Source organism: Pirellula sp. SH-Sr6A (assembly GCF_001610875.1).
GTDB lineage: Bacteria > Planctomycetota > Planctomycetia > Pirellulales > Pirellulaceae > JBKCUI01.
This window is the reverse complement of record NZ_CP011272.1, coordinates 1,025,127-1,046,641: the sequence shown is the minus strand read 5'-3', so window position 1 is coordinate 1,046,641 and position 21,515 is coordinate 1,025,127. Positions and strand designations below refer to the sequence as shown.

Annotated in this window: 27 protein-coding genes and 2 tRNA genes; 10 read left to right on the top strand and 19 right to left on the bottom strand. The window is 52.6% G+C overall.

From position 1 onward, the window contains the following. From VN12_RS03890 to VN12_RS03845, 10 genes are all read right to left on the bottom strand, one after another. The gene (locus tag VN12_RS03890) at window positions 1-324 is read right to left on the bottom strand and encodes a hypothetical protein (protein WP_146675597.1); all 324 of its coding nucleotides are present in this window, start codon (window positions 322-324) and stop codon (window positions 1-3) included. A gap of 2 nt (window positions 325-326) precedes the next feature. Then, a complete protein-coding gene (locus VN12_RS03885; RefSeq protein WP_146675596.1) occupies window positions 327-1,424 on the bottom strand; it encodes a hypothetical protein in 1,098 nt (365 codons plus the stop codon). Between the two features lie 186 nt (window positions 1,425-1,610). Beyond that, complete coding sequence (locus VN12_RS03880; protein ID WP_205855180.1) at window positions 1,611-2,480, bottom strand: hypothetical protein; 870 nt, start codon at window positions 2,478-2,480, stop codon at window positions 1,611-1,613. Beyond that, complete coding sequence (locus VN12_RS03875; protein WP_146675595.1) at window positions 2,477-3,334, bottom strand: PD-(D/E)XK nuclease-like domain-containing protein; 858 nt, start codon at window positions 3,332-3,334, stop codon at window positions 2,477-2,479. The genes VN12_RS03880 and VN12_RS03875 overlap by 4 nt, the downstream gene beginning before the upstream one ends. Continuing rightward, window positions 3,331-3,600: a hypothetical protein gene (locus VN12_RS03870; protein ID WP_146675594.1), complete on the bottom strand. Its 270-nt coding sequence runs from the start codon at window positions 3,598-3,600 to the stop codon at window positions 3,331-3,333. The genes VN12_RS03875 and VN12_RS03870 overlap by 4 nt, the downstream gene beginning before the upstream one ends. After that, window positions 3,597-3,890 (bottom strand): hypothetical protein, encoded by a 294-nt coding sequence (locus VN12_RS03865; RefSeq protein ID WP_146675593.1) that lies wholly within the window; start codon window positions 3,888-3,890, stop codon window positions 3,597-3,599. Before VN12_RS03865 ends, VN12_RS03870 begins: the two co-directional genes overlap by 4 nt. Beyond that, window positions 3,887-4,228, bottom strand: a complete 342-nt coding sequence (locus tag VN12_RS03860; RefSeq protein ID WP_146675592.1) for a hypothetical protein — start codon at window positions 4,226-4,228, stop codon at window positions 3,887-3,889. Before VN12_RS03860 ends, VN12_RS03865 begins: the two co-directional genes overlap by 4 nt. Next, window positions 4,221-4,412, bottom strand: coding sequence for a carbon storage regulator CsrA (gene csrA / locus VN12_RS03855; RefSeq protein WP_146675591.1), 192 nt, complete (start codon window positions 4,410-4,412; stop codon window positions 4,221-4,223). Before csrA ends, VN12_RS03860 begins: the two co-directional genes overlap by 8 nt. A 93-nt stretch (window positions 4,413-4,505) precedes the next feature. Beyond that, a tRNA-OTHER gene (locus VN12_RS03850) sits at window positions 4,506-4,573 on the bottom strand. Between the two features lie 56 nt (window positions 4,574-4,629). Beyond that, entirely contained in the window at window positions 4,630-4,926 is a 297-nt protein-coding gene (locus VN12_RS03845) for a hypothetical protein (RefSeq protein WP_146675590.1), read from the bottom strand. Between the two features lie 178 nt (window positions 4,927-5,104). On the opposite strand from VN12_RS03845, the gene VN12_RS03840 reads away from it, so the two are divergent. Together VN12_RS03840 and VN12_RS03835 are read left to right on the top strand one after the other, a co-directional pair. Next, window positions 5,105-5,518, top strand: a complete 414-nt coding sequence (locus VN12_RS03840; protein WP_146675589.1) for a hypothetical protein — start codon at window positions 5,105-5,107, stop codon at window positions 5,516-5,518. Then, entirely contained in the window at window positions 5,515-6,171 is a 657-nt protein-coding gene (locus VN12_RS03835) for a DUF4339 domain-containing protein (protein ID WP_146675588.1), read from the top strand. The genes VN12_RS03840 and VN12_RS03835 overlap by 4 nt, the downstream gene beginning before the upstream one ends. A 7-nt stretch (window positions 6,172-6,178) precedes the next feature. Here the strand turns inward: VN12_RS03835 and VN12_RS03830 are convergent, their stop codons facing one another. Beyond that, on the bottom strand, window positions 6,179-6,496 hold the full coding sequence (locus VN12_RS03830; protein WP_146675587.1) for a hypothetical protein: 318 nt from the start codon (window positions 6,494-6,496) through the stop codon (window positions 6,179-6,181). A gap of 179 nt (window positions 6,497-6,675) precedes the next feature. Between VN12_RS03830 and VN12_RS03825 the strand changes: the two genes are divergently transcribed. Both VN12_RS03825 and VN12_RS03820 read left to right on the top strand, forming a co-directional pair. Next, a complete protein-coding gene (locus tag VN12_RS03825; RefSeq protein ID WP_146675586.1) occupies window positions 6,676-7,509 on the top strand; it encodes a DNA adenine methylase in 834 nt (277 codons plus the stop codon). Then, window positions 7,506-7,754, top strand: a complete 249-nt coding sequence (locus tag VN12_RS03820; RefSeq protein ID WP_205855179.1) for a helix-turn-helix domain-containing protein — start codon at window positions 7,506-7,508, stop codon at window positions 7,752-7,754. The genes VN12_RS03825 and VN12_RS03820 overlap by 4 nt, the downstream gene beginning before the upstream one ends. Here VN12_RS03820 and VN12_RS03815 read toward each other — a convergent pair. After that, the gene (locus VN12_RS03815) at window positions 7,745-8,761 is read right to left on the bottom strand and encodes a tyrosine-type recombinase/integrase (protein WP_146675585.1); all 1,017 of its coding nucleotides are present in this window, start codon (window positions 8,759-8,761) and stop codon (window positions 7,745-7,747) included. The two genes, VN12_RS03820 and VN12_RS03815, sit on opposite strands and share 10 nt — an antisense overlap. 157 nt (window positions 8,762-8,918) lie before the next feature. Here VN12_RS03815 and VN12_RS03810 point away from each other — a divergent pair. Next, window positions 8,919-8,992, top strand: a tRNA-Pro gene (locus tag VN12_RS03810). Window positions 8,993-9,501: 509 nt separating this feature from the next. On the opposite strand, the gene VN12_RS03805 is transcribed toward VN12_RS03810, so the two are convergent. The 4 genes from VN12_RS03805 to VN12_RS03790 all read right to left on the bottom strand — a co-directional run bounded on the left by VN12_RS03805 (window position 9,502) and on the right by VN12_RS03790 (window position 12,551). After that, window positions 9,502-9,822, bottom strand: coding sequence for a hypothetical protein (locus tag VN12_RS03805; RefSeq protein ID WP_146675584.1), 321 nt, complete (start codon window positions 9,820-9,822; stop codon window positions 9,502-9,504). A 321-nt stretch (window positions 9,823-10,143) separates the two neighbouring features. Then, window positions 10,144-10,557, bottom strand: a complete 414-nt coding sequence (locus VN12_RS03800) for a hypothetical protein (RefSeq protein ID WP_146675583.1) — start codon at window positions 10,555-10,557, stop codon at window positions 10,144-10,146. Between the two features lie 268 nt (window positions 10,558-10,825). Continuing rightward, a complete protein-coding gene (locus VN12_RS03795) occupies window positions 10,826-11,434 on the bottom strand; it encodes a hypothetical protein (protein ID WP_146675582.1) in 609 nt (202 codons plus the stop codon). 820 nt (window positions 11,435-12,254) lie between these two features. Further along, window positions 12,255-12,551 (bottom strand): hypothetical protein, encoded by a 297-nt coding sequence (locus VN12_RS03790; RefSeq protein WP_146675581.1) that lies wholly within the window; start codon window positions 12,549-12,551, stop codon window positions 12,255-12,257. Window positions 12,552-12,663: 112 nt separating this feature from the next. Here VN12_RS03790 and VN12_RS26370 point away from each other — a divergent pair, with 112 nt between their 5' ends. Continuing rightward, window positions 12,664-12,945 carry a transposase gene (locus VN12_RS26370; RefSeq protein ID WP_240491315.1) on the top strand — a complete coding sequence of 94 codons (282 nt, stop codon included), beginning with the start codon at window positions 12,664-12,666 and terminating at the stop codon, window positions 12,943-12,945. Window positions 12,946-12,971: 26 nt separating this feature from the next. Further along, window positions 12,972-13,847 (top strand): IS3 family transposase, encoded by an 876-nt coding sequence (locus VN12_RS03785; RefSeq protein ID WP_240491314.1) that lies wholly within the window; start codon window positions 12,972-12,974, stop codon window positions 13,845-13,847. 128 nt (window positions 13,848-13,975) lie between these two features. Here the strand turns inward: VN12_RS03785 and VN12_RS03780 are convergent, their stop codons facing one another. The 3 genes from VN12_RS03780 to VN12_RS03770 form a co-directional block, all read right to left on the bottom strand. Next, on the bottom strand, window positions 13,976-14,338 hold the full coding sequence (locus tag VN12_RS03780) for a hypothetical protein (RefSeq protein WP_146675580.1): 363 nt from the start codon (window positions 14,336-14,338) through the stop codon (window positions 13,976-13,978). A 1,589-nt stretch (window positions 14,339-15,927) separates the two neighbouring features. Continuing rightward, on the bottom strand, window positions 15,928-16,605 hold the full coding sequence (locus VN12_RS03775) for a hypothetical protein (protein WP_146675579.1): 678 nt from the start codon (window positions 16,603-16,605) through the stop codon (window positions 15,928-15,930). Between the two features lie 307 nt (window positions 16,606-16,912). Continuing rightward, entirely contained in the window at window positions 16,913-17,263 is a 351-nt protein-coding gene (locus VN12_RS03770) for a hypothetical protein (RefSeq protein ID WP_146675578.1), read from the bottom strand. 163 nt (window positions 17,264-17,426) lie between these two features. On the opposite strand from VN12_RS03770, the gene VN12_RS03765 reads away from it, so the two are divergent. The 3 genes from VN12_RS03765 (at window position 17,427) to ltrA (ending at window position 21,485) form a co-directional block, all read left to right on the top strand. Then, window positions 17,427-18,749 carry an IS110 family transposase gene (locus VN12_RS03765; RefSeq protein ID WP_240491313.1) on the top strand — a complete coding sequence of 441 codons (1,323 nt, stop codon included), beginning with the start codon at window positions 17,427-17,429 and terminating at the stop codon, window positions 18,747-18,749. Beyond that, window positions 18,749-18,874, top strand: a complete 126-nt coding sequence (locus VN12_RS26585; RefSeq protein WP_256388109.1) for a hypothetical protein — start codon at window positions 18,749-18,751, stop codon at window positions 18,872-18,874. Before VN12_RS03765 ends, VN12_RS26585 begins: the two co-directional genes overlap by 1 nt. Window positions 18,875-20,054: 1,180 nt before the next feature. After that, window positions 20,055-21,485 carry a group II intron reverse transcriptase/maturase gene (ltrA, locus tag VN12_RS03760; RefSeq protein ID WP_240491312.1) on the top strand — a complete coding sequence of 477 codons (1,431 nt, stop codon included), beginning with the start codon at window positions 20,055-20,057 and terminating at the stop codon, window positions 21,483-21,485. The last annotated feature ends 30 nt before the right edge of the window (window positions 21,486-21,515 follow it).

Here is a 21,515-nt window from a genome sequence, read left to right as displayed (position 1 = left end):
CTAAAACAACTCCAGTTGAGTTTTCTTTTGGGGGACGATCTCGTAACAGGAAACCGGCTTTCCCGTCACGCTACAGACTCGGCGGCCGCAAACTCGGATCAGCCCAAGCTCATCGAGGTCGCTTGCACGCCTGCGAATAGAACCAACCAAGCCGATGTTTCCACCGGCTACAGATACAGCGACTTCGTTAGCCGTCGCTTGGCCGAGCTTCTCCAGCCCCGCTAGGAATTGCTGAGCCCTGGCCGTCAGCTTCAGCCCAATGCCTGCCGCTGCATCGTGGCTGGTCATTGGGTCGGATGTTCTCGCTAGCTTGCTGTAGGCCATCGTTATTGATCTTCCTCGAAGCAGTTCTTGCAAAACTCCGCTGCAATACCGATGAGCCTTCGAAGCGACTCAAAATGCCTAGCACCCTCCTCGGTTGATAACGATGGCAATTCAAGCTCTTCTAAAAAGGTTCCAAATCGAATCATCTTCTCTCGATCTGGCTTCATTTCCTCGATTCTTTTTGCTCGCTCGGCTGCTTCGATCGCGTCAAGTCGCTCTTGCTCTTTTCTCTCTTTCTCTTCCCATATTCGTTGCCTGATGGCGCGTTCTGCCTCCTCTCGCTGCCGTTGCTCGCGCTCTAACCGATCCCTTTCAGCTTCAATCGCAACTCGTTCAGCTTCGAGCTTTTCTCTCTCGATTCTCTGAGCCTCTTCGATCTTGGCTCGCTCTTCTGCAAGTCGCTGCCGTTCTATAGCTCGCTCGGCTTCGATGCGTTCCCGCTCGATCCGTGCAGCCTCCTCGGCCTCTTTCCGTTGCCGATCTAGTTCGGCGCGTTCTGCCGCTAGGCGTGCTTCTTCAATCCGCATAGCCTCGCGTCGTTCAGCTTCTTCCTTGGCCTTCCTCTCTGCCTCTTGCTGTTCAAGACGCTTTGCTTCTTCCCAGGCCTGCTTTGCGGCTGCGAAATGACTATCAAACTCCTCGTCGCTCCATTCGGAGACAACCATCGGATTGATTCGCGAATTGACGGATACCAACAGTTCCAAACGGGCTTCCAGCTTTTTTCGCTTCGCTTCTTCAGCTTCACGTTTGGCACGCTCTTTCTCTTCGTCTACTCGGGCCTTCTCGGCCTTCAGCGGCTCCTCAATCTCCTCCAGCCTCTTAGTGAGTCGCTTCGCTTCTGAATCCACTCGGCGGCCATACTCAAGAGCCTCTTCCTTTAGCTCCTTTCGGCACTTTTCAACATCTGTGCGGAGGGTGCGACACACGGCAATCGCCTTTGTGCATCGCTCATAGTCCTTGTTGTCGAGGATCTTGATACCAGTGAACTCGGCTCGGATCTCGTCGATTTTTGCATCAGAGACACGGTAAAGAATCGGAGTCTTACCCCCGGTTATTAACTGTCCTGAAACTTCATTCGGCTGTTCAATTGTTGCTGACATGTGCGTTGCCCTGCTCTCCTAAAACTCGATCAATCTGGTTCATTGCGTCGGATTCACTTGTGGCGAATCCAGCTCGTCTATCTTTAGAATCACTAGCGCCGTCGTAGTCTGGGTGCCACCATTCGATGGTGTATGGCCCCACTCGGGTTGGGCAGACGAAAAAGCCACGGTAAACATGTGGCTCTGTCATTTCTTCTCTGCTGCGTTTTCCCCAGTTGAATTGGCCGCAGTTGATGACCCTGCAGACTGAATCGGTGCATTCTTTTTGACTGTCTGTGTGCCTGTCTTCTCATCAGGAACAGGGAACCACTCTTTAGCGCTGCTCATGCCGTCTTTAATCGAGTTGTATACCTTGCGAAGACCAATAACATTTGCCTTGGTAATCGCATCGATACTTCTTTGGATGCGACTCTCGATCATTTCTTTAGTGACCCCAAGTGCCGAGAACGCATCTACCATCTTTTTGATGTTATCGGTACTCATGTCGCAGTGCTCTGAAAGCGTTTTGTCGCACTGATCAACAGCCGCTTCAACAACATCACCCGGGATTAGGGCCAAAATACAAGCTCGAACGCGCCTGGAACCTTGATTGGCAACCAGTTCATAGATCTCTCTCTGGTCCTTAATCGTGTAACCACCGCTTTTCGTATCACGATGGTGCCGAACCTGAAAAACCTTGACGCATCGAACATTGTTTTCCAAATCAATCGCAAACGCTTCCACGGTGGACTCACCATGCCTCTGTTCCAGCTCTCGTACTCCAAACTGCATGTTGCCCCAGGCCATTGCCATAGCTTCTGCTAGTCGGATAGAAGGGCCAGTAATCGCCGTCCCTCCTTTCGAATATTCGTAAGTAGCGCTTTCTGCCAAGCTGTTTCTTTGGCAAGCAAGAATGATTCGATCAGCACAAGCCTTCTCGTTTCGAGGAAACTTCTTTGCGATTGCCATTGCTGCTTGAATCTCAGCAACCTCTCTGGCTTGAGTCGCCACAACCATTGCTGCTGGCTCTTCCTTCTCTTCCGTTTGCCCATACGGGTTCATTACTGCAGTGCTCACGCTGCCACCTCCAGTTCCGTTTCTTCCTCATCAGAGTCGACGAGGATGTTTGCGTTGTAATACCGTGGAAGGTCAAGCGAGACGATGCCTCGCGACCAGGTTGATAGCCAGTCGTTAGAATCACGACGGCGTTTGTAATCATCGAGTAGCGCTGCAAGCTCGACGTTGGCGATGTCTATCGAAGCCGGGGACAGCTCGTAGCATGCTGTTTCATGCGGTCTGTTGGTTGAGACCACACACAGAAGGAATCGGAAATCAATCCCGTACTTCTGTCTCGCTCCTTCGCAGTAAAACGCATGCTGACGAGCATATCCCCACTTGGCCACGGATCTGGCGAACGCCTCTGGGCTCGCGTCCGCTGTCGTCTTAACGTCGAGAATCAAACCAAGCTCAGGAATCAACATGTCGGGCTTGCACCGACAATCGACCCCGTGAAGCGTGAAGTTGATTCGCTCTTCGATGACCGCCGAATTTCTTCGGTATGCGAAGAAGTCCCCGAAGTCTGGGTGCCGAATCAAATTCCTCGCGCAAACCATCGCCAACTCAGCTTCCTCTGGATCGACCACCTGGCGATCGCCCGCTCGCTTTACGAACTCTGTCCAGGCGTCTTTCCCAACGTTTGTTCGTCGGTCGTGCTTTTCGGCGGCGATGTATCGCGCATCGAATTCCAAGGGTTCTAAGCTCAGACAGTGGACCATGTTTCCAATTCGAAACGCTTTCTGGTCCTTCTCAACCCAATTCTGAGTGATGTATCGTTCTTGGAACTCTTTCGGGCTCCGCTTCAGCGTCGTCAACATTGTGTTGCTGACGCGTGACAGGTCCGAATGGTATTGGAGGTTCGATTCTTTGCTCACGCTGCGACCTCTTCTGCTTTCACTAGGGGGGCTTGAAATGCGTCAGGTGGGAACGGAAAGCCTGGGTAATCGGGCAGGTGTTCCACCAAGTCCTCAACGCTGTCGCGATGCAGGAAACTATGGGCTGTTCCATCCTCAAGATGCCGATGGAAAAATCCGGTCGAATCAACAGAGATGAGCGGCAAATACAACATCGGGGCAACTCCGATGATGTAAACGATGGTCCCGCAACGCATCTTCCAATACTGGCCTGGCTGGGGCTTCATACTTGCCTCCTCCAATCTCTCTGGATGTTGGCAGAGAGTCGCATATTGCAGGCGTAGCAATACCCTCGAAAATCCACTGTGCTCTCATAGACCAAAGCACCGCACTTGCATCGCTTTTTGGGTTCGCTCGCATTATGGAAGCACTTCGCTGGCTTGTTCTGACGAACAGCCTCAGCGATATAACTTTTGCTATACCCAGCCGCTCGAATCGTGGCATCGTCTACGCCATCAGCGAGAAGAGACTTCACAATATCGAGCTTCTTTTGATTGAATCTTGCCAAAGTAATCACCTCAACACCTCGTTCATTTCTTGTTCAAAGGATGCCAGTTGATGTTGGTAACGATCAAAGGCGGATCGATCAGCTAGGCGCACATCGCAACGGGTGTTGCCTGGGTAAAGCCTCTCGCATAGATCCGCGGCTTCACGATGGATCAGCTCGACATGCTTTGCCTTCGGATAAGAAAGTCGCCTTACCTTTCGGACATCGGTAATCACCTCGCGGAAATAACCGATCGTTGCGGCATCGCATTGATCGTCTGCGTACCAGTCCGATTCAAGTGGAGCCTTTCCGAACTCGCGGACGATGCGAATCGAAACATAGATGTAATCTTCATCATCATCAGTCATCGTTCGTGCTCCTTTTGCCTTCTCGATCGATGGAGTCTTGGACCTCTTTTCGATGGACAGAAATATCCTTAGGAGCATTGAATCCAAGGCGAACCTTATCGCCGCGAATCTCGACAACCACGACTTCGATGAGACCATCCCCGATCACCACCCTCTCGTCCTTGTGCCTCGATAGAACCAACATCACGCACATCCCTTCAACTCAATTCCTAAAGGCGCAGCAACTCAGAACCGTTCCAAGAATACTGCACCTAAAAACCACCCTTGCCACAGGGAGAGGTGGGTGGCGGAATCGAACCACCTGTCTCGGGTTTCCCCGATGCTCTTCCATTGAGCTACCCCACCTTGCGCCCCTAGTCGGTCACTCCCGAAACCCGACCAGGGGCCACCGCGAACGGTGACTACGTTGCGAGCGCACTCGCCTTTTTCGAAACTGCTAGGGTTGGCTTCCTGCCGCCCTTGCTTGCTGGCAACCACTCGCCAGCCTGAACTTGTTGCTCATCCGTAAGCCGCCCGTCGGCAATCATGCGATAGGTCGCCTTTGCACATCGCATGTGACAACCGCGAACGACCGTCTTTCCTGGGTCGAGCGGCTCCAGGCAAGAGAGACAAAGGCCCTCCGCCTGGCACTTCGCAACCCGCTGTATCGCTGCCCTCTTCATGTCCACAAATCCCATTACAAACGTTTGAATTCTCATGGATGCCCCTCGTTAGAAACTGAACTCATCCATGAACCACATGACCAAGAATACAAACCAAATCGGCACTTGTCCACGATTTCGGGAACGATTCCGCGAACGATTCCGTGCAGGAAATACGTAAGTCTTTTGACGGCAAAGGGTTGCGTTTCTAAAAATATTTGCGGAAACTGTGGACATGGACGCAAAAGAAATCGCAAAGAGGCTCGCGACGATCGTCGCGGAGCTGGAACAAATACAGAAGTCGCTTGATGCTGCGCCGGTAAAGAAGCTCAAGGACGTTGAAGCATACGCGAAGGCTGGATTGTGCCTTTACTGCGACCAGCCATTAGACGACGGGACAGGAATCAGAACGATTCGAGGCATTCATCAACGTTGCTACAAAAAGGTTGAAAGATCGCAGTATTCGATGCAGTTCCATGAAGACAGCGGATTGATTGGCCCGCCTGCGATTTCTGGACGCAAGGGTGACGACAAAGCCGCCCAGCTCGCCAAAAGGCTGGAGTCGGAAATGATGAGCCGAGACGCCGCCGAGATGAAAGCCAAAATTGACGCTATGACGAAACCCAACAAAAAGAGCCCAAAGAAATGAGCAACACGCCTAGAAAGCCATTGATCGACCAGCGCAAACTCGAAGCCTATTCGGGCTCCCCTGGCTCGATCCCACCTAAGCAAACAATCGAAGATAGATCATGGATGGTCCAGAGGGTTCATGGAGACACATACGGCCCATATACTCAGAACGAGCTGGAGAACTATGCAACACAGGGCAGAATCGATCTAACATCGATGGTTCTCCACCCCCGCATAACAAAAAACCAGTGGATTGCCGTTGGGAGAATTGCAAAACTGAGGGAACTGATCCTGCAATCGACCAGAGCGAATGCCGAGGTGAACGCGAGTAGGGCTCAAGAAACTTCGACATCCAAAGGAGATAGTTTTTCAACAGCATCTTCTGTGACAATCTTAATTTCCGGTGTATCCAACATTATCTTGGCCATCTTTTGGATGGTTTTTATCATCACGATACCTATAAGTATCGCCCTGGTTGTTCTCGCAATCTTTGAGTTTATGTTCTACTCGGGACGAGATGACATGACCCGAGCTAAGTTTCGATCGTCTGCGACAACCCTTGGTGTTTGCGGAATTGTCTGCGGTCTTTTTAATACTATATCACTCGTGTGTGGCATCATTACACTTGCGAATCTACCCAAAAAGACCAGTAGGAAAAGAGTTGTTCTCTAGGGCGTTTCTAGGAATCGACTTTGACCACTCTCCAACCCTTTGGGATCGGCTTTCCGTGGGGCCACATCACACATCCCCGATCCTGATCAATCCGCATGTAGTGCCGGGTCCGTTTGCAGGCCTCCGCGTGCGAGACCCGCGATCGAAAGAGCATGATATGGCCCGTTCTGTGGTCCACGATCCACACGTCCGCGTATAGCTGAGTAATTTGCACCTTCCATTGCTTTTCTAAGGCTTGGTGGGCGAGGTGGCGAGCGCGATCCATGGTGAACACGATCTTCTTTCGTTGGCGCCCGTCGCTGTGTGTGGCCGTAACTTCGAACATGCTGCGTGACCTTTCGATGATGATTAGGCAAAACATCCTGTGGACTTTTCCTATGGGGACCAGTTTGCAGGCATTCAGTGACAAGGTTGGTCACAATCGATTATTGACTATTTCAAGAAACCACCTATCGTATTTGGAGCACTCAACCACCCTTGCCACCTAACTGGTTGAGGTGCAATATGGCTCTGTCTACGAAATCATGCTTGTCCTACTTCGGATCTGATTCCGAGGTCGCCGCCTCACTAGCGGCACTTCTTGGCGACTGTTCACACATCACCATCCCTTTCGTAGGCGGAGCCTCTATTTTGCCCCACCTACGGGCTCGCTCGCTAATCTGCAACGATCGCAACGGACTGGCAATCAATTTCTACCGTGCACTCGGTGGAGTCTATGGCGACGACGTTTCGGAGCAACTTCGTCAGCGTTGCCAGCTCACTCTGAGCCATCCCGACGAAATGGAGCGAGCTGCATCCATCCTGGAGGACTGGAGCGAATCCAGGGCCCTGGAAAGCCTATCGATCATCGAATCAGCCTGGGCTTACTGGGCGCTATGCTGGATCGGCCGGAAGGGCAAAGGTGGAACCAAGCATCTCGGAGGTATGCCATCAGTCCGAAGGACGGCAAACGGTGGATCGAACGCGACCAGGATCGCGGCGGCCGCCCGAGACTTGAACGACTGGGCGAAACACTTTCGCCGATGCGAATGGACGGATGAGGATTTCCGAGACTGCCTCAGCAAGGTGAAAGACGATCGGAAGACTGGGGTCTATTGCGATCCACCCTGGACGGGGGCTGGTAGAAACTACCTGCACAACTTCACGCACAACGACCACATTGACCTGCAATCGCTACTCGCTCAACTGTTGGATTCGACGGTAGTCGTGCGCTATGGTGATGATCCAATGATCCGCGATCTCTACAAAGACTGGCACATCATCCAGGCATCGAGTCGGACCCAGTCCAACTCGGTGAAGGATGAGTTGTGGATCATCAACAAGGAGCCACGATCGTGACACGACTCGACGACCTCCCCGACGTTCTGACCCCAAAGCAAGTAGCCGAATACCTGCAAATTTCTCATGATGCTGTCCGCGCGCTCCTGCGATCTGGTCGACTCCGGGGGGTGAACGCTGGCGCGAAACAGTCGAAGTATTGGCGGATCACCAAAGAGGCCATACGCGAATTCACATCGACAACGGAGCCAGCCCAGGGCATGAAGAAGCCCAATAAATCCAGCGTCGTCAAAACCTACTTCTGAGACCTGGCCGCGGCGATCTTTGCGGCGTTGTCGGCCAAGTGCCCTTTGTGCTGGTCGAGGTGCCCATAATACCTGGAAACCATTTCCGTTGACGTGTGGCCCATCAGAGCGGCCACCGTCGCAATATCCTGCCCGGCTAGTAACGCATCGGTGGCGAAAGTGTGGCGCAGGTTGTATGGCATCAAATTTGGAATCCCCAGGCGCTTGCGAATCTTCCGCATCCGAAGCCCGACTGCGTTTTTGCTCCAGGGATCCCCGTTGGCGTTCACGAATAGAAAACTCGAGCGCCGAGCCATCAGGATCCGTGTGAGAGTCTGCAAGCACGGACTCAGGGCGATCTGTTGCGGCCGATTGGTCTTCTCTGCCGTCTTGTGTCGCTTCAAGATCCAAAATCGACCGCAGGCAGAAACGTCCGATGCCTTGACGATCCGAACGGCCTGGGGGCGTGAACCGAGGTGGTAGAGGGCAATCATCAGGGGTATGTAGGGCCTCGCTCGCTTCCATCGCTTGCAATCCGCGATGACCGCGGCGAACTGTTCCTGAGTGACCAAGTGAATTCTGGGGGGGGAGCTTCGAAGCTTCATATCGGAAACCAAGTCTTTCGGGATCCATCCGCGGGTGAAAGCCCACTTCATGACCCGCTTGACCGTTCGAAGCCGGTCGCGCCTGGTCGACATCGACCACCTTTTCCCCTTGGCCCACCCATGCAAGGAGATTGGGTCCACATCGACAGCGCGGAAGGAGTCCGGTAAATACTCGCAAAAGTCCTTCAGCGTCGCTACCGCGAGCTTGAACGCATCGGGTGAGGCTTCTGCCTCGTATTCCCTCAGCCACGCTTGGGCGCAAGCGTAGAAGGTCGCGTTGGGTTCTTTGTAGGCCGCAGCCTCGACCATTCTCAGCCAAAGCGTGTGGGCTTTGGTCTCATCGGGATCCAGCCGAATGAACCGGCCCAAGTCGTCTTTTACGAACCAGCAATTTCTAGCCTTTCGGAAAAAGGGCTTCCGCATGTTGCACACTCCAGGGGGATCGGGGGATTTCCCTCAGAATGTATTGCGATCCGTGACACGTTCGGTCACTCGGAAAATAGATTTGGTGCCGTTTTTGGTGCCACCTGCGTGGAGTGGTCTTGTGCAGATGCGAGAAAACCCGAAGAATTACAGGACACGGGGCGTGGCTCAGCCTGGTAGAGCGCTGCGTTCGGGACGCAGAGGTCGCAAGTTCGAATCTTGTCGCCCCGATTCGCCTTAGGCGAATAGAGAGTAGTGGGGAGAAAGTAGATAGTATAAAACCGAGATCGAAGCTTATCGGCATTGCACCGAATGCCACCGTCATGGGTTCTCCAAAGCGAGAAGGTCGGTTCACTGATCTCTAGGGCCTGCCGTATGTCGCCGACATTCTGGCCCGTAGCGAGCATTGCATCGGCGACTCGTAGTTTCTTCATAATCTGATGGGACGAATGCCGATTTCGCTTTCTCGTCATCAAAGTCCTCCTGCCGTTTACGGCGTTAGACTTTCATAACTCCTGGATCAACTTTTGCGGAGCATCTCGATTGCACCTCAATCCAAGGGAAACCGCAGAATTGAGTCAAGCGTACAGAGAACAAACAGGGCCATTGGTAGAGTGTAAAGTTCAGCGTCTTGAGAAAGCAGGAACACTAATCTCCACTCATTCGCACTAATCAAAAGCCGCGACCATCTTGTTGCTCTTCCTTATTAGTGGTGATTAGTGACGATTAGTGTTCTGCTCCTATGCTTCGCGCATCGCGAAGCTTCCACGAGGGCTATCGGCTTGAACCGCTGCGGCTCGCATCCTCCGGGCAAACTTCAGTGCGAAGTCGTCGAGAGCCATCTCAACGCGCTTGGCTTTGTCTTCGACCTCGCGTCCATCGTCAGCCGATGCGTCAATCAATCGCTGCCACTCGAGACGGAGAGATTCGCTGATTCCCTTCACGACTCCACCGTCGAAAGCAATGTTGGGGGTATCGGCCTGGCTCCATGCTTGCAGGGCCTTTTGCGTTCGCTTGAACTGGTCGGAGAGTTCTTTGAGATAGATCTCGGCTTTGGACACGTCGAGGGTACTCTGGGGGTTCCACGGTAACTTGGTGAGCCAGCCAGTCTATCCTGGGAATCCACCCCTGTCGGTCAATAGCACGCTTCGAACCTCGCGGTCTCCATTCAGCAAAGGAGGCTTTTCAGAAGGCCAGCAGGATCAATCCATTGTCTCAAGTGTGGAGACATGCAACGTTAAGACTTGCAAAAGTGCTTCGCTTAGCCGCAGTATGCGGACAAGCACATAGGTGATTTGAAGATGGTGTTGTGTGCCCGGCAACCGGCATCCTTACCCGATTCGTCGGTTCTCGTTGTACTTCCGAACACAATCAATCACACTTTACGGGACAAGTTCCTGACCACCGGATGGCAAATGCCTTACGACGTTTGATCCAGGAGTGAGACGCTGGTGCTGCAACGACTCGAAGCCGACTATGTCGCCGCGCGCGATCTTGTGTCCCTCTGACACGACCACGATCATGTTTATCTCTTGCGTTTCACTCACGAGCCTGAATTTCAAGCTTTCTTGGTCGATCTTGCCGTAAAAGGGGCAGACTTTGAGCAAATGCGATTGATAGCCGTTAGCGGCGTCTCGAACCGGATTCGACTCCAAGACTAGGAACCGTTGATGCAACGCATCTACTTTTGAGATGTCCGATTTGTCCGCACCGAGAACAACAATGAATGCTGAAGCGAACAGGGCGCCAAATATCAGGCTCTTGCCGTCGAACTTGATGACAGGGGGAGTGTTCATGTGTGTCTCTTGTCTGTTTTGGGGCTTGGACGACGAACAACCCGATTAACCGCGCCGACGAATCTTGTTTTCAAATCATTTTGACCGCGCCGTCGGCTTCGGGTCAACCCATTGTTTATGCCCGGCACGGGCGTTGGTCAATGGGGTTCAAGTCTCCTGTGCGAGAATAGGAGACTTGAGGAGATCAGTATACCAAATGACCACTACGAAAGTGCAAGCATGTTCGGTGGTGTGGGGTGGGTGTCAGGCAACGGGCATCCTTACCCGATTACGTCTTGCGAATTAGGTATCTAGTCCAAGCGTTGAGAAATCCACGCCACCCGATGTATCCCCTATTCTCGATTCGCAATCGAAAAGCCAATTCATCCATGACGCGTAAGAGGTTGTCACATGGTTTCGTCGATGGAAAGTGAATGGCCGAGAAAAGGAAAAGCGGTTTTGTTCGGCAAAGGTAGATGCGGTGAAAGCAGCCGGTTCCATGCTCATCCTCTGTTGTAGTAACAGCAAGAAAATCGTCATCGCAAATCACAATCGTTTGGTACCAGAATTTCTTCCCGATAAAATAGTATTCGCGAGTTACGGTACGCGTCCGAGTGTTGATGACGGTCGCATCGACACACCAACACGCATATGAGACTACGCTGATGACCGTCACGGTAAACGCAAACAGAACGAGTTTCATGAATACAGGATTGACAGGCCCCTCTCCGTACAAGGCCAACACTGTACACATCATGATGCAGGGAATGCCGAACCCCGCAACCACCAGTAAACCTGGCCAAAGACTTCGGGTAGTGTCGTGTCCGAAGCGAATCAAATCGTCACTCAGTTCGGTCAACTCAGGTACAGTGTTTTCGCCCAGCCACACGCCCGGCATTAGCTTCCTCTCATGACATAACGAATAAGATCACGCGGTCGCCGCGCAGGATCATCTATTGACAAATCAGCCGTTCGGCGACTTGGGACCAACCCTTTGTTCATCATTGACGAGTCCGGTCTGTTTCGCATGGAGTGCCAGCTGGCTACCAATGGCCACTAGGTTTATGTTCGGTGATTGCATACACCATCCACCGGACGAGGAACGTCCAGAAATGAGTTGCAGCGACATGCCATTGTCGAAGTCAAATTGAACATCATTGGTAATCGGCCGAACCGTGGCTGAGTGTATCCTCGCATTATAAAGGCAGCGACTCAACTCTTGGCCCGCATCCCGGAAAACAACTGCTACCTCGTCGTTTCCGTTGCGATTTACCCAAATGGTCGATCTTTGTCCTTCATCGATGCTAGCGACAATTATTTGCACAGAGTCTACAAGGCGCCAAAGACACTCGATGATCAGTGAAGTGTCGCCTTCAAATCGAATCATCCAGTCGTCAACCCGCTTGGAGGCCTCGAGCAACTGTTGTCCGATAAGCCATGTTAGTTGCCTAGTGCCACGATTGGTGAAAGGCAGAATTCAGCGATTGCGAGTAGCTGCGTCAACGCGAGTCAAAGCGGCCGAGCGAGCACTTGGCTGCAATTCAATTGGTACGCCCGGCACGGGCGTTGGTTTGTGGGTACAAGCCCCTTTGCGAGATAGGAGACTTGGGAAGATTAGTATACCAAATGACCACTACGAAAGTGCAAGCATGTGCGATAGTGTGGGGAGGGTGCCCGGCATTGGGCATTCTTACCCGACTACATGCTTTCCTCGTATGCTAATAGTTTACGGTTTTGGTTTTCCTGGCCATCAGAATCGCAAAGTCAATCAAGCAACCGAATGCGGCTCCTACGATCACAAAAACAGCACCAGTCAGAATTGATCCGAGCATGACAGCAGACCCAAAGCTAGCGAATTCCGGAGTTGGAGGCGGTTGAGTTAGTTCCGCGTAAAGTCCAATTGAAAACTGAAACACAACAAGAACGATTGCGAAAACAATTGCCATACGTTTCGTCCACAGCCAAACGTGTCGATTCACTTCCGCAGGTAAGGGGTTCGCGTCTACGATCGGCATGGAATGAGATTGGGCATTGATTCGTAAAGGTAACGACTGCCATTGGAGTGCTCCCCAAAAGTTGATCCATGAGTTATGAAAGTCTATCGCCGCAAACGGCAGGAGGACTTTGATGACGAGAAAGCGAAATCGGCATTCGGCCGACCAGATTGTGAAGAAACTACGAGACTCTGATGCAATGCTCGCTGCGGGCAAGAGTGTCGGCGAGGTACTACAGGCCCTCGAGATCAGCGAACCGACCTTGTCGCGTTGGAGATCCCAATACGGGGGCATGAAGAGCGAGGAAGCCAAGCGGCTGAAGCAACTTGAGGATGAAAACCAACGACTGAAGAAGTTGGTTGCCGAGCAAGCACTGGACATCCAAATGCTGAAGGAGATCACTAGGGGAAACTGACCAGCCCCGAGTCACGACGAGCCGCCGTGGAACAGCTCCAAGCGAAGTTCTCTGTATCGGAACGTCGTGCCTGTCGAGTGCTCGATCAACCGCGATCGACGCAGCGATTTGTGGGGCAGCCCAAGGATGATGATGCGCGGCTGACGAAGAAGATATTGGATTATGTCCGTGAGCGACCACGCTGGGGTTACCGTCGTATCACACAGTTGTTGCGTCGCAGTGGTGAACTGATCAATGTGAAGCGAGTCTATCGCCTTTGGAAAGCAGCAGGCTTGAAAGTACCAAGAAAAAGCAGACTAAAGCGAGCCACTGGGGAAAAGGCAAACGCTTGTCACTTGCAGCCTGCGGGCTGTAAGAACGACATTTGGAGCTGGGACTTCGTTCAAGCCTCGACGGTTGGTGGCAAGACGATTCGCTTCTTGAACATCGTTGACGAATACACTCGGGTGTGCCTGAGCATCAAGGCAAGCCGGAGCATTACCAGTGAGGATGCAATTGACACGTTGGCGGAGCTATTCGCCATGCATGGAGTACCTAAGCGGATTCGAAGTGATAACGGCCCAGAGTTCATATCAGCGGCGATCAAGCGTTGGTTGTCGTCGCTGGGGATCGAGGTGCTGTACATCGAGCCTGGTTCACCTTGGCAAAACGGAGTCTGCGAGAGCTTCAACAGCAAACTACGAGATGAATACCTGAGCCAGACCGAACTGTTGAGCGAACAAGATGCACGACTCAAGGCGAGGGCTTGGCAAAACGACTTCAACGAGAAGCGTCCGCACAGTTCGCTGGGCTACTTAACCCCCTCGGAGTTCGCGCGTCGTTGTGGAGCTTCGCCTTCGCTCGCTGCGCTCGCTCCAGCGAACCACCACAACGAGATGGCTACGCCATTACCAACTACCTAACCAAACCTTTCATAACTCCTGGTACAGAAAACTGGGGCACTCCACCATCACCGGGCTCGAGATGAAAGGCAACCACTGCCAGACCGCGTTTTCGAGTGCTCAGTGTGCATGACTCTATTTTCTGAATTTTACGGGTTGCTGGTTTCAAGTTCTACGGGTTCTGCCAACCATCTTAGCAATGCGCCGCCTTCGTAGGTCTCAATACTGACAGAATCGAATTTCCGAAGCTGATCGATCGCTGCCGCATCGCCATCGCGTTCCGCGGTACGGATCACGGCAGAGACGAAACGCTTCACTGCTCCGGAGTATCGGATCGAGCTGTCAAACGAAGTGCTAATTCCAGTTGCTGCAGCAGAGATACCTGCCACCATAATGAAAAGCAGAGGAGCAGCTACCCTGCGAAGCCATGGCTTGTTCGATGCCTCGCCCACTATCCACATCACTACGAGTGCAACCGTTAGCAATAGTATGAGTATAGGCAATTCTGGCATCACATTTGCTGACTGTTGTTTTCAAATACCTGCATCACCGAACACGACAGTTGACTCGACGCAAGTCAAATCGGCAGAACTGGGGCTTCGATTGCAACCCATTGTCTACGCCCGGCACGAGCGTTGGATGATGGGGTTCAAATCCCCTTTGCGAGATAGGGCACTTGAGGAGATCAGTATACCAAATGACCGCTACAAAAATGTAAGAATGTACGGGGGTTTGGGGAGAGTGCCAGGCAACGGGCATCCTCACCCGATTTGGATCGCAACCGGGTGGCGATTGGAACGGGCAGCGATCCTTGTCGCGTTGTGAAAGCGAAATAGCACCATTCTCTGTTAAGCGGTATGCTCGATCAAGTCCGGATCCAGTGCCGGCAATCCAGGAATTTGAAGTCATGAAGCGAAGATAGTATCTCCAGCCCATTTCGATAAAGACGTAATCGGTAGTGCAATTAGGTTGACGCGAAATGGATGTCATCAGGTAGTGAACCCACCGCTGATCATGTGCTGGCAGAGATTCGAAGTCGACGGGTACACAATCACGGACTAATGGTGTGGCCTGCGATCCGAACATCGCTCCGTTTTGCATGAACGCACAGTCACAGTGCGGGCAGAGGCATTTAACCTTTCTAGAAGAAAATCGACTATTACATTGAGGGCATGTTACGTAACGCATCTACTCGAACCGGATGTGAGAGTTTGGATCTTCGTTTGTCGGATAACGTCCGCGCTCAACGAGATGCGAGTGTTAACGTAATTGAAAAAAAGGCAAATTATACATTTGCGGTGCAACGCCGTGATCGTCGCTCCAGGTTAGACTCACCAAGGTAACATTTGCAAAGGTCTCTCGGCAAGTCTTGCCAACATCCGGTAACCAGGAAGCTCACGTCCCGATACCAACTGCATCCATGGAAGCAGCAACAGGAGAACCGTAGAAAAGGAGGCGGTGATAGTCAAGCGGTTGTTTGTCAGATTACTTGGAGCATATGTCGCTCGGAAGCGGTCGACGATCATCAATGAAGCCATAAGCACGAAGTTTGCAGCAGGAAAAACAAAAAGCATCGTCACCATTAGGAAGAAGAGGCCTGCGGACAGAGCCGATAGCACGAGTGAAGTAGTCGTTGTGATCTTGAAAGCGGAACCTCCGCGAACTGGAGATCTCGTGGACTTTGGGGAAGCGTATGGATTCACGTACTAGCCAATCTCGACGAGCGAAAAGGATCACTCACGTCGAGCGGGGAAAGCATGGGCTGCTCGAGACGTTGAATGCTTCCGCTGGTTAGCTCATGCCTGCGCTGAACCGACAGGCTCGTGTATGGTTCGATCCCTTAGGAACGTCAGGTAGATGATGAGCGAATGGTACGAGTGAGCGATCAACTCTAACCTAGACCGCATTCTATCAGATCAATTGATCGATTGCACATCAGCCCATGGGACACCGCAGAATTGGGGCAAACCTACAGAGAACAAGTATGGACGTCGCTAGGATGTAAAGTTCAGCGTCTTGAGAAAGCAGGAACACTAATCTCCACTCATTCGCACTAATCAAAAACCGCGACCATCTTGCTGCTTTTCCTTATTAGTGGTGATTAGTGACGATTAGTGTTCTGCTCCCATGCAATCCTAGGAGTTGCCGTCTGTTCGGGATCCAACTCGTTCATCGTCGAGAACAACGGCTTGCGGGATCCAACACGCTCCGGCCACTGGCGATTGATGTTGGCGTAGTAGCTCTTGAGTACAGGGCTCGTCCAAGTCTCGTTGTCGAAGTGCTTGCCTGGAGTTTCGTACTCTTCCTGAACCTTCAGCAGATCGGGCTCGCCGTGCTCATCGATCCATCCGTACTTCCGGGCGATTTGTTCCCGAGGGGCATTGGCAACGTCGACAAGGTACTTCACCGGCTTGGGTATTGACTGGTTCACCGGCATGAATGCCGCTTCGACTCGCTCCCATGCTTCCCACATCGCAACGCTTCCTCGCGGGCTATCAGCTTGCACCGCTGCGGCTCGCATCCAACGAGCAAACTTCAGTGCGAAGTCGTCGAGAGCCATCACAACGCGTTTGGCTTTATCTTCGACCTCGCGTCCGTCGTCAGCCGATGCGTCAATCAATCGCTGCCACTCGAATCGGAGAGATTCGCTGATTCCCTTCACGACTCCACCGTCGAAAGCAATGTTGGGGGTATCGGCCTGGCTCCATGCTTGCAGGGCCTTTTGCGTTCGCTTGAACTGGTCAGAGAGTTCTTTGAGATAGATCTTGGCTTTGGACACGTCGAGGGTACTCCAGGGATTCCACGGTAACTTGGTGAATCAGCCGGTCTATCCTGAGAATCCATCCCTATTGGTCAATAGCAAGGTTTGAACCTCGTGGACTCCAGTCAAAGGGAGTGACTTTTCAGACCGCCAGAAGGATCAATCCATTGCCTCAAGACTGGGAACACGCAGCATGTTTAACGACCCGCGGAAGTCCTTAATTGAACCACTTAATGCCGCTCCATAGGCTCGGTGGTGTGGGGAGGGTGCCCGGCAACGGGCATCCTTACCCGATTCTGTCACGATTGTACTGCACAAACGACCGTCACTCGAGTATAGCTACGTCGTATCGAACGACAGAAGCCGCATGCAAGTAGTGTTTGATGGCAGAAACGATCGCGTAGTCACGGTTACTGCCGTATCCAGATACTTTTAGCAATGAGCAATTCTCTACTGGTACCATTTGCAATCTGTATTTCACGAAGCCCTCAAGAATGTAGTCTCTGAAGTCAGTACCAGCGCTTAGCTGCTCCGGATCGCATTCTCCAACTGAAGTTGCGGAATAGCCAAAACTCAAAGAACCGTCTTCATTGCAAGCGACCAACTTCGCAGCCACATCGTCGATTGTCTCGTGGATCGTGATGTGGGCGAGGAGTTGCGCAGTGCTCTCAGTCATGCCCACGCCTCGATGACTTCAGTGACAGAAAGAATCCATGTAAGTCCTGGGTTTGGGGCGGGAGCCATTCGAATAAAATCTGGCGACTCAGACCCGTGATCTTTGGTCGCTGTAACGACCGTTGTCACATTCTTCCACCCCCAAACCCATGGAGCTAACCAACATGTTGATTCTCGCTCTCGACCTCGGCAAATTCAAGACAATGTGCTGCTTTTTCAACACCAAAACACGCAAAGCTGAATTCCAAGTCGCTGCGACTGAACGCGATTATCTTGCCAAAGTCTTCGCGTCACGCAAAGTCGACCTTGTCGTCATGGAAGCTTGCGGCCCCTCCGGTTGGATCAATGACCTGGCCATCAGCCAGGGACTCAAAACTCTTGTTTGCTCAACCAACGAAGACGCTTGGAAGTGGTCCAACGTCAAACGCAAGACCGACAAAGACGATGCCCTCAAGCTCGCTCGAATGGCCTCGATGAACGAACTTAAGGCTGTGCACATGCCGTCTGAGAAACTTCGAGAATTCCGCTCCTTGGTCAAATATCGCAAGACGCTCGATCATCGCATCTGCAAGATGAAGTGTGCTATCCGCGCGTGGTTCGTTAATCATGGTATCACCATCGACTCGGGCGAGAAGGCCTGGAACACTGGCCGGAAGCGTATCGATTCATTCCGCAAGCCGCTATCGGAATGCGAAGACAAGGAACTGTGGCGAGCCGAACTTGATATCGAACTTACGCAGCTCGATGCACTCACCGCTCAGCATGACCTGGTGGTCAAGAAGCTTGAAGCAATCGGTAAGAACGATAAACGAATCGGACGTATCATGACGATCCCCGGCGTTGGACCAAGAACCGCTGAGATCTTGGTCGCTTGCATCGACGATCCGCATCGCTTCTCTAGCGGCCGCGAAGTGTCTGCCTATTTCGGGCTCGTACCACGCCAATATCAATCCGGTGAGACCGACCGAAACGGTCGCATTACCAAGCGAGGCAACCCATTAGCTCGAACCATCCTGGTCGAATGCGCATGGGCATCGCTGCGATACAATCCATGGGCCAAGTCCATCTACGAGCGAGTCTGCGGCAAGCAACGCACTCGCAAAAAGAAAGCTGCTGTGGCACTTGCCCGCAAGATAGCGGTCTTAGCCTGGGCACTGATGCGAGACGACAAAGACTGGGATCCGAAGCGCATGATTGACGTCACGGAGTCCTTCGGTCGCATGTCGCCTACCCTCAAAGCCACACTCTCCGAGATGAAGCCCAAGGAGAACAGTGACCAACGCAAGAGTCGCCTCCGACGCGAAGCTCGAGCCATTAGAGAGGCTGCGGCTGAGAAAAACGCCAAGGCCAGGCCGGTGAAAACCAAAGCCAAAACGATTGCAAAATCAGACAAGCCACGCAAGACAGCAGCAACCAAGTCTAGTGCAATTAGCAAACAAACACCAACCAAACCACGGCGAGCAAGAAAGCCCGTACCGGCTGCCTGATGCGTTTGACATCGGAGAACGAATGCGCCTTGCTCGCCAATTTACAAAACGAATCATTGGACAACCAGTATCGCGGGCTGATCATTCAGATCGGAGAACGAATTGGACCATGGATTCAACAATAACCCGACAACACCATTTTAACCACGGAGCCAGTGTAACCAGCGATTAACAGACAGCCATCAAGGAGAAGACCTACCCAATCGACTCAACACCCATCAAAACTGACACTGACGGTTCCATTAGGACATGAGCTTCGGCTCACGGAATCGTCAAACACGTCGCCCTAAAGAATGTGTCGTCGAACGGAAGGTAGCTTGCTGCTCACAGAAGCCTCCAGGCAAGCTATAGCCACTGCGGAACAACATCGAATCAAAGATGCTTGAACCGTGTATGGATAACTGAGGGGACGCTACCTGCATCAGCAGGCGCACAAGACCGAAGAGCGTTTACACCTCGAATAGTCGTTTAATCAACATCCTTGTATCGCAGTCACAATCGCCAGGGCCAAGCTCCCTCAAAGCTCTCCAACAAAGGCACCGGTGCCCTCCGCTGCGCCGCTTGTCATTCGCCATACGCTCCGCATGCGCTGCGCCGGGGTGAGCGACCGACAAGCGGCTCCGACGAAGGCACCTACCGGGAACTCTCATGATGTAAAAACAAAAATCCAAAAATCGTGGCGACCGCCACTTGCAAACCCAGGACTTCATAGTCGGCGGCGGTAACCCAGCCGCCGCGTTTGATGTTGATTTAAGTAGCGACACTATCGGCGGCTTGGGTTCACCGCTTGGGTACGCCCGGCACGGGCGTTGGTTAATGGGGTTCAAGTCCCCTGTGCGAGATAGGACACTTGAGGAGATCAGTATACCAAATGACCACTACGAAAGTGCAAGCACACGGTGAGGGCAACTGCGGAAGGGCAACCGACCGTGGGAAGGAAGCCTGCGAATGTATGGGTAAGTATCGAGTCTGTCGATTGCCATCAGTGCATCATTCCCCACTCGAGTGCATTCACACCAAATCTGCGAGGCTACGAACAGAAACATCCTACAAGGCCGGATCAGCGGGCGAGCAAGCACAACATTGCGAAGCCCAATGCCTATCGGTTGATCAGGTAAAGGATGAGCTTGTGCAGAGGAAACCAATGCTCTTATCCGGGGAGATCTATACAGCTCCAGGGAGTAAGTCATCTCGAAGACTGAAAGCCAGGAACGACGCTACGAAAGCAGCGCCGGGCTGTATAGAAGTCAGCAGAGGCCGTAGTACTGACCTTCCAACGCCAATGGAAGCAGGAAGGGCCGAACAATGAAGAACAAGGAAGAGCCATCAATCGACTTGCCGCGAGGGAACCACTCCATGCCAGGAGATCCGAGTTTACCGGAATCCGTACGCATGGAGACCGCAGGTTCAACAGTCCGAACGGATGATGCCGCGACAGCGTCCATTGAGAAACCAGCCTTGAGTTTATTCCCAATGTCTCTCATGGAGGCATTAGTCGAAAACTCCAACATCGAACTGGCTTGGAAGAACGTGAAGGCGAACCGCGGGGCCTCTGGTCCCGACGGGATCACCATCACTGAATTCCCAGCTTGGTTTCGTCCCCGTTGGCATGCCATTCGACAACAGCTTCTCGATGGCACTTGTCAACCGAATCCGGTTCGACGAGTTTCCATCGACAAACCCGATGGCGGCAAACGGTTACTGGGTATCCCAAACCTAGTAGACCGGTTGATCCAACAAGCCATAGTACAAATCCTAACTCCGTTGTTCGATCCGAGCTTTTCGGAATCGAGCTTCGGCTTTCGACCGAAACGCTCTGCTCACGGAGCAGCCAAGCAAGTCCGACGCACCATTCGTCGCGGCTATCGTTACGCCGTGGATATGGATTTATCCAAATTCTTTGACCGCGTGGGGCATGATCTACTCATGTCTCGTGTGGCAAGAAAGGTCCATGACAAAGCGATGCTGCAACTGATTGGTCGTTACTTGCGAGCAGGCGTGATAGTCGATGGGCAACTTCATGCAACAACCGAAGGAACACCGCAAGGTGGCCCTGCTTCTCCCCTCCTGGCAAACATCCTCTTGGATGACTTGGATAAGGAACTAGAGCAACGGGGACTCCGCTTTGTTCGCTACACTGACGACTTCGTGATCTTCACGAGATCCAAGCGGAGCGCCGAACGGGTTTTCGAATCGGTACACCGTTATCTTACACGCAAGCTTCACCTAGTCGTTAACCTGGAAAAGAGCCGAATCGTGTCCGTAGATCAACTCGAGTACCTTGGATTTATCTTCACGGGACTTCGAGCCACGATCAACGTCTCAGCCCAATCCATTCACAAGTTCAAGCATCGTATTCGCGAGATCACTGGGCGCAGCCGAGGGATTTCGATGGCGCACCGCTTGAAAGAACTTGCACGTTATGTGCGCGGATGGATGGGTTACTTCGCCCTTGCCTCGCAACTGAAACTGTTCGCAAGCTTGGAACAGTGGATTCGCAGGCGCATTCGATGTTGTTACTGGAAACGTTGGCGACGAGTTCGCACGCGCATCCGAAACCTCGTTGCACTGGGGGGCCCGCGACGGCAAGCGATTCGACATGGTAAAAGCCGTAAAGGTCCTTGGCATATGTCGAAGACCATAGCGAGCGGTGTAGGACTAACGAATGCGTGGTTAGCGGCCCAAGGGGTTTTAAGCATGAAGACATTATGGGCAGAGCTTGCTCATCTTCGTTGAACCGCCGTATGCGGACCCGCACGTACGGTG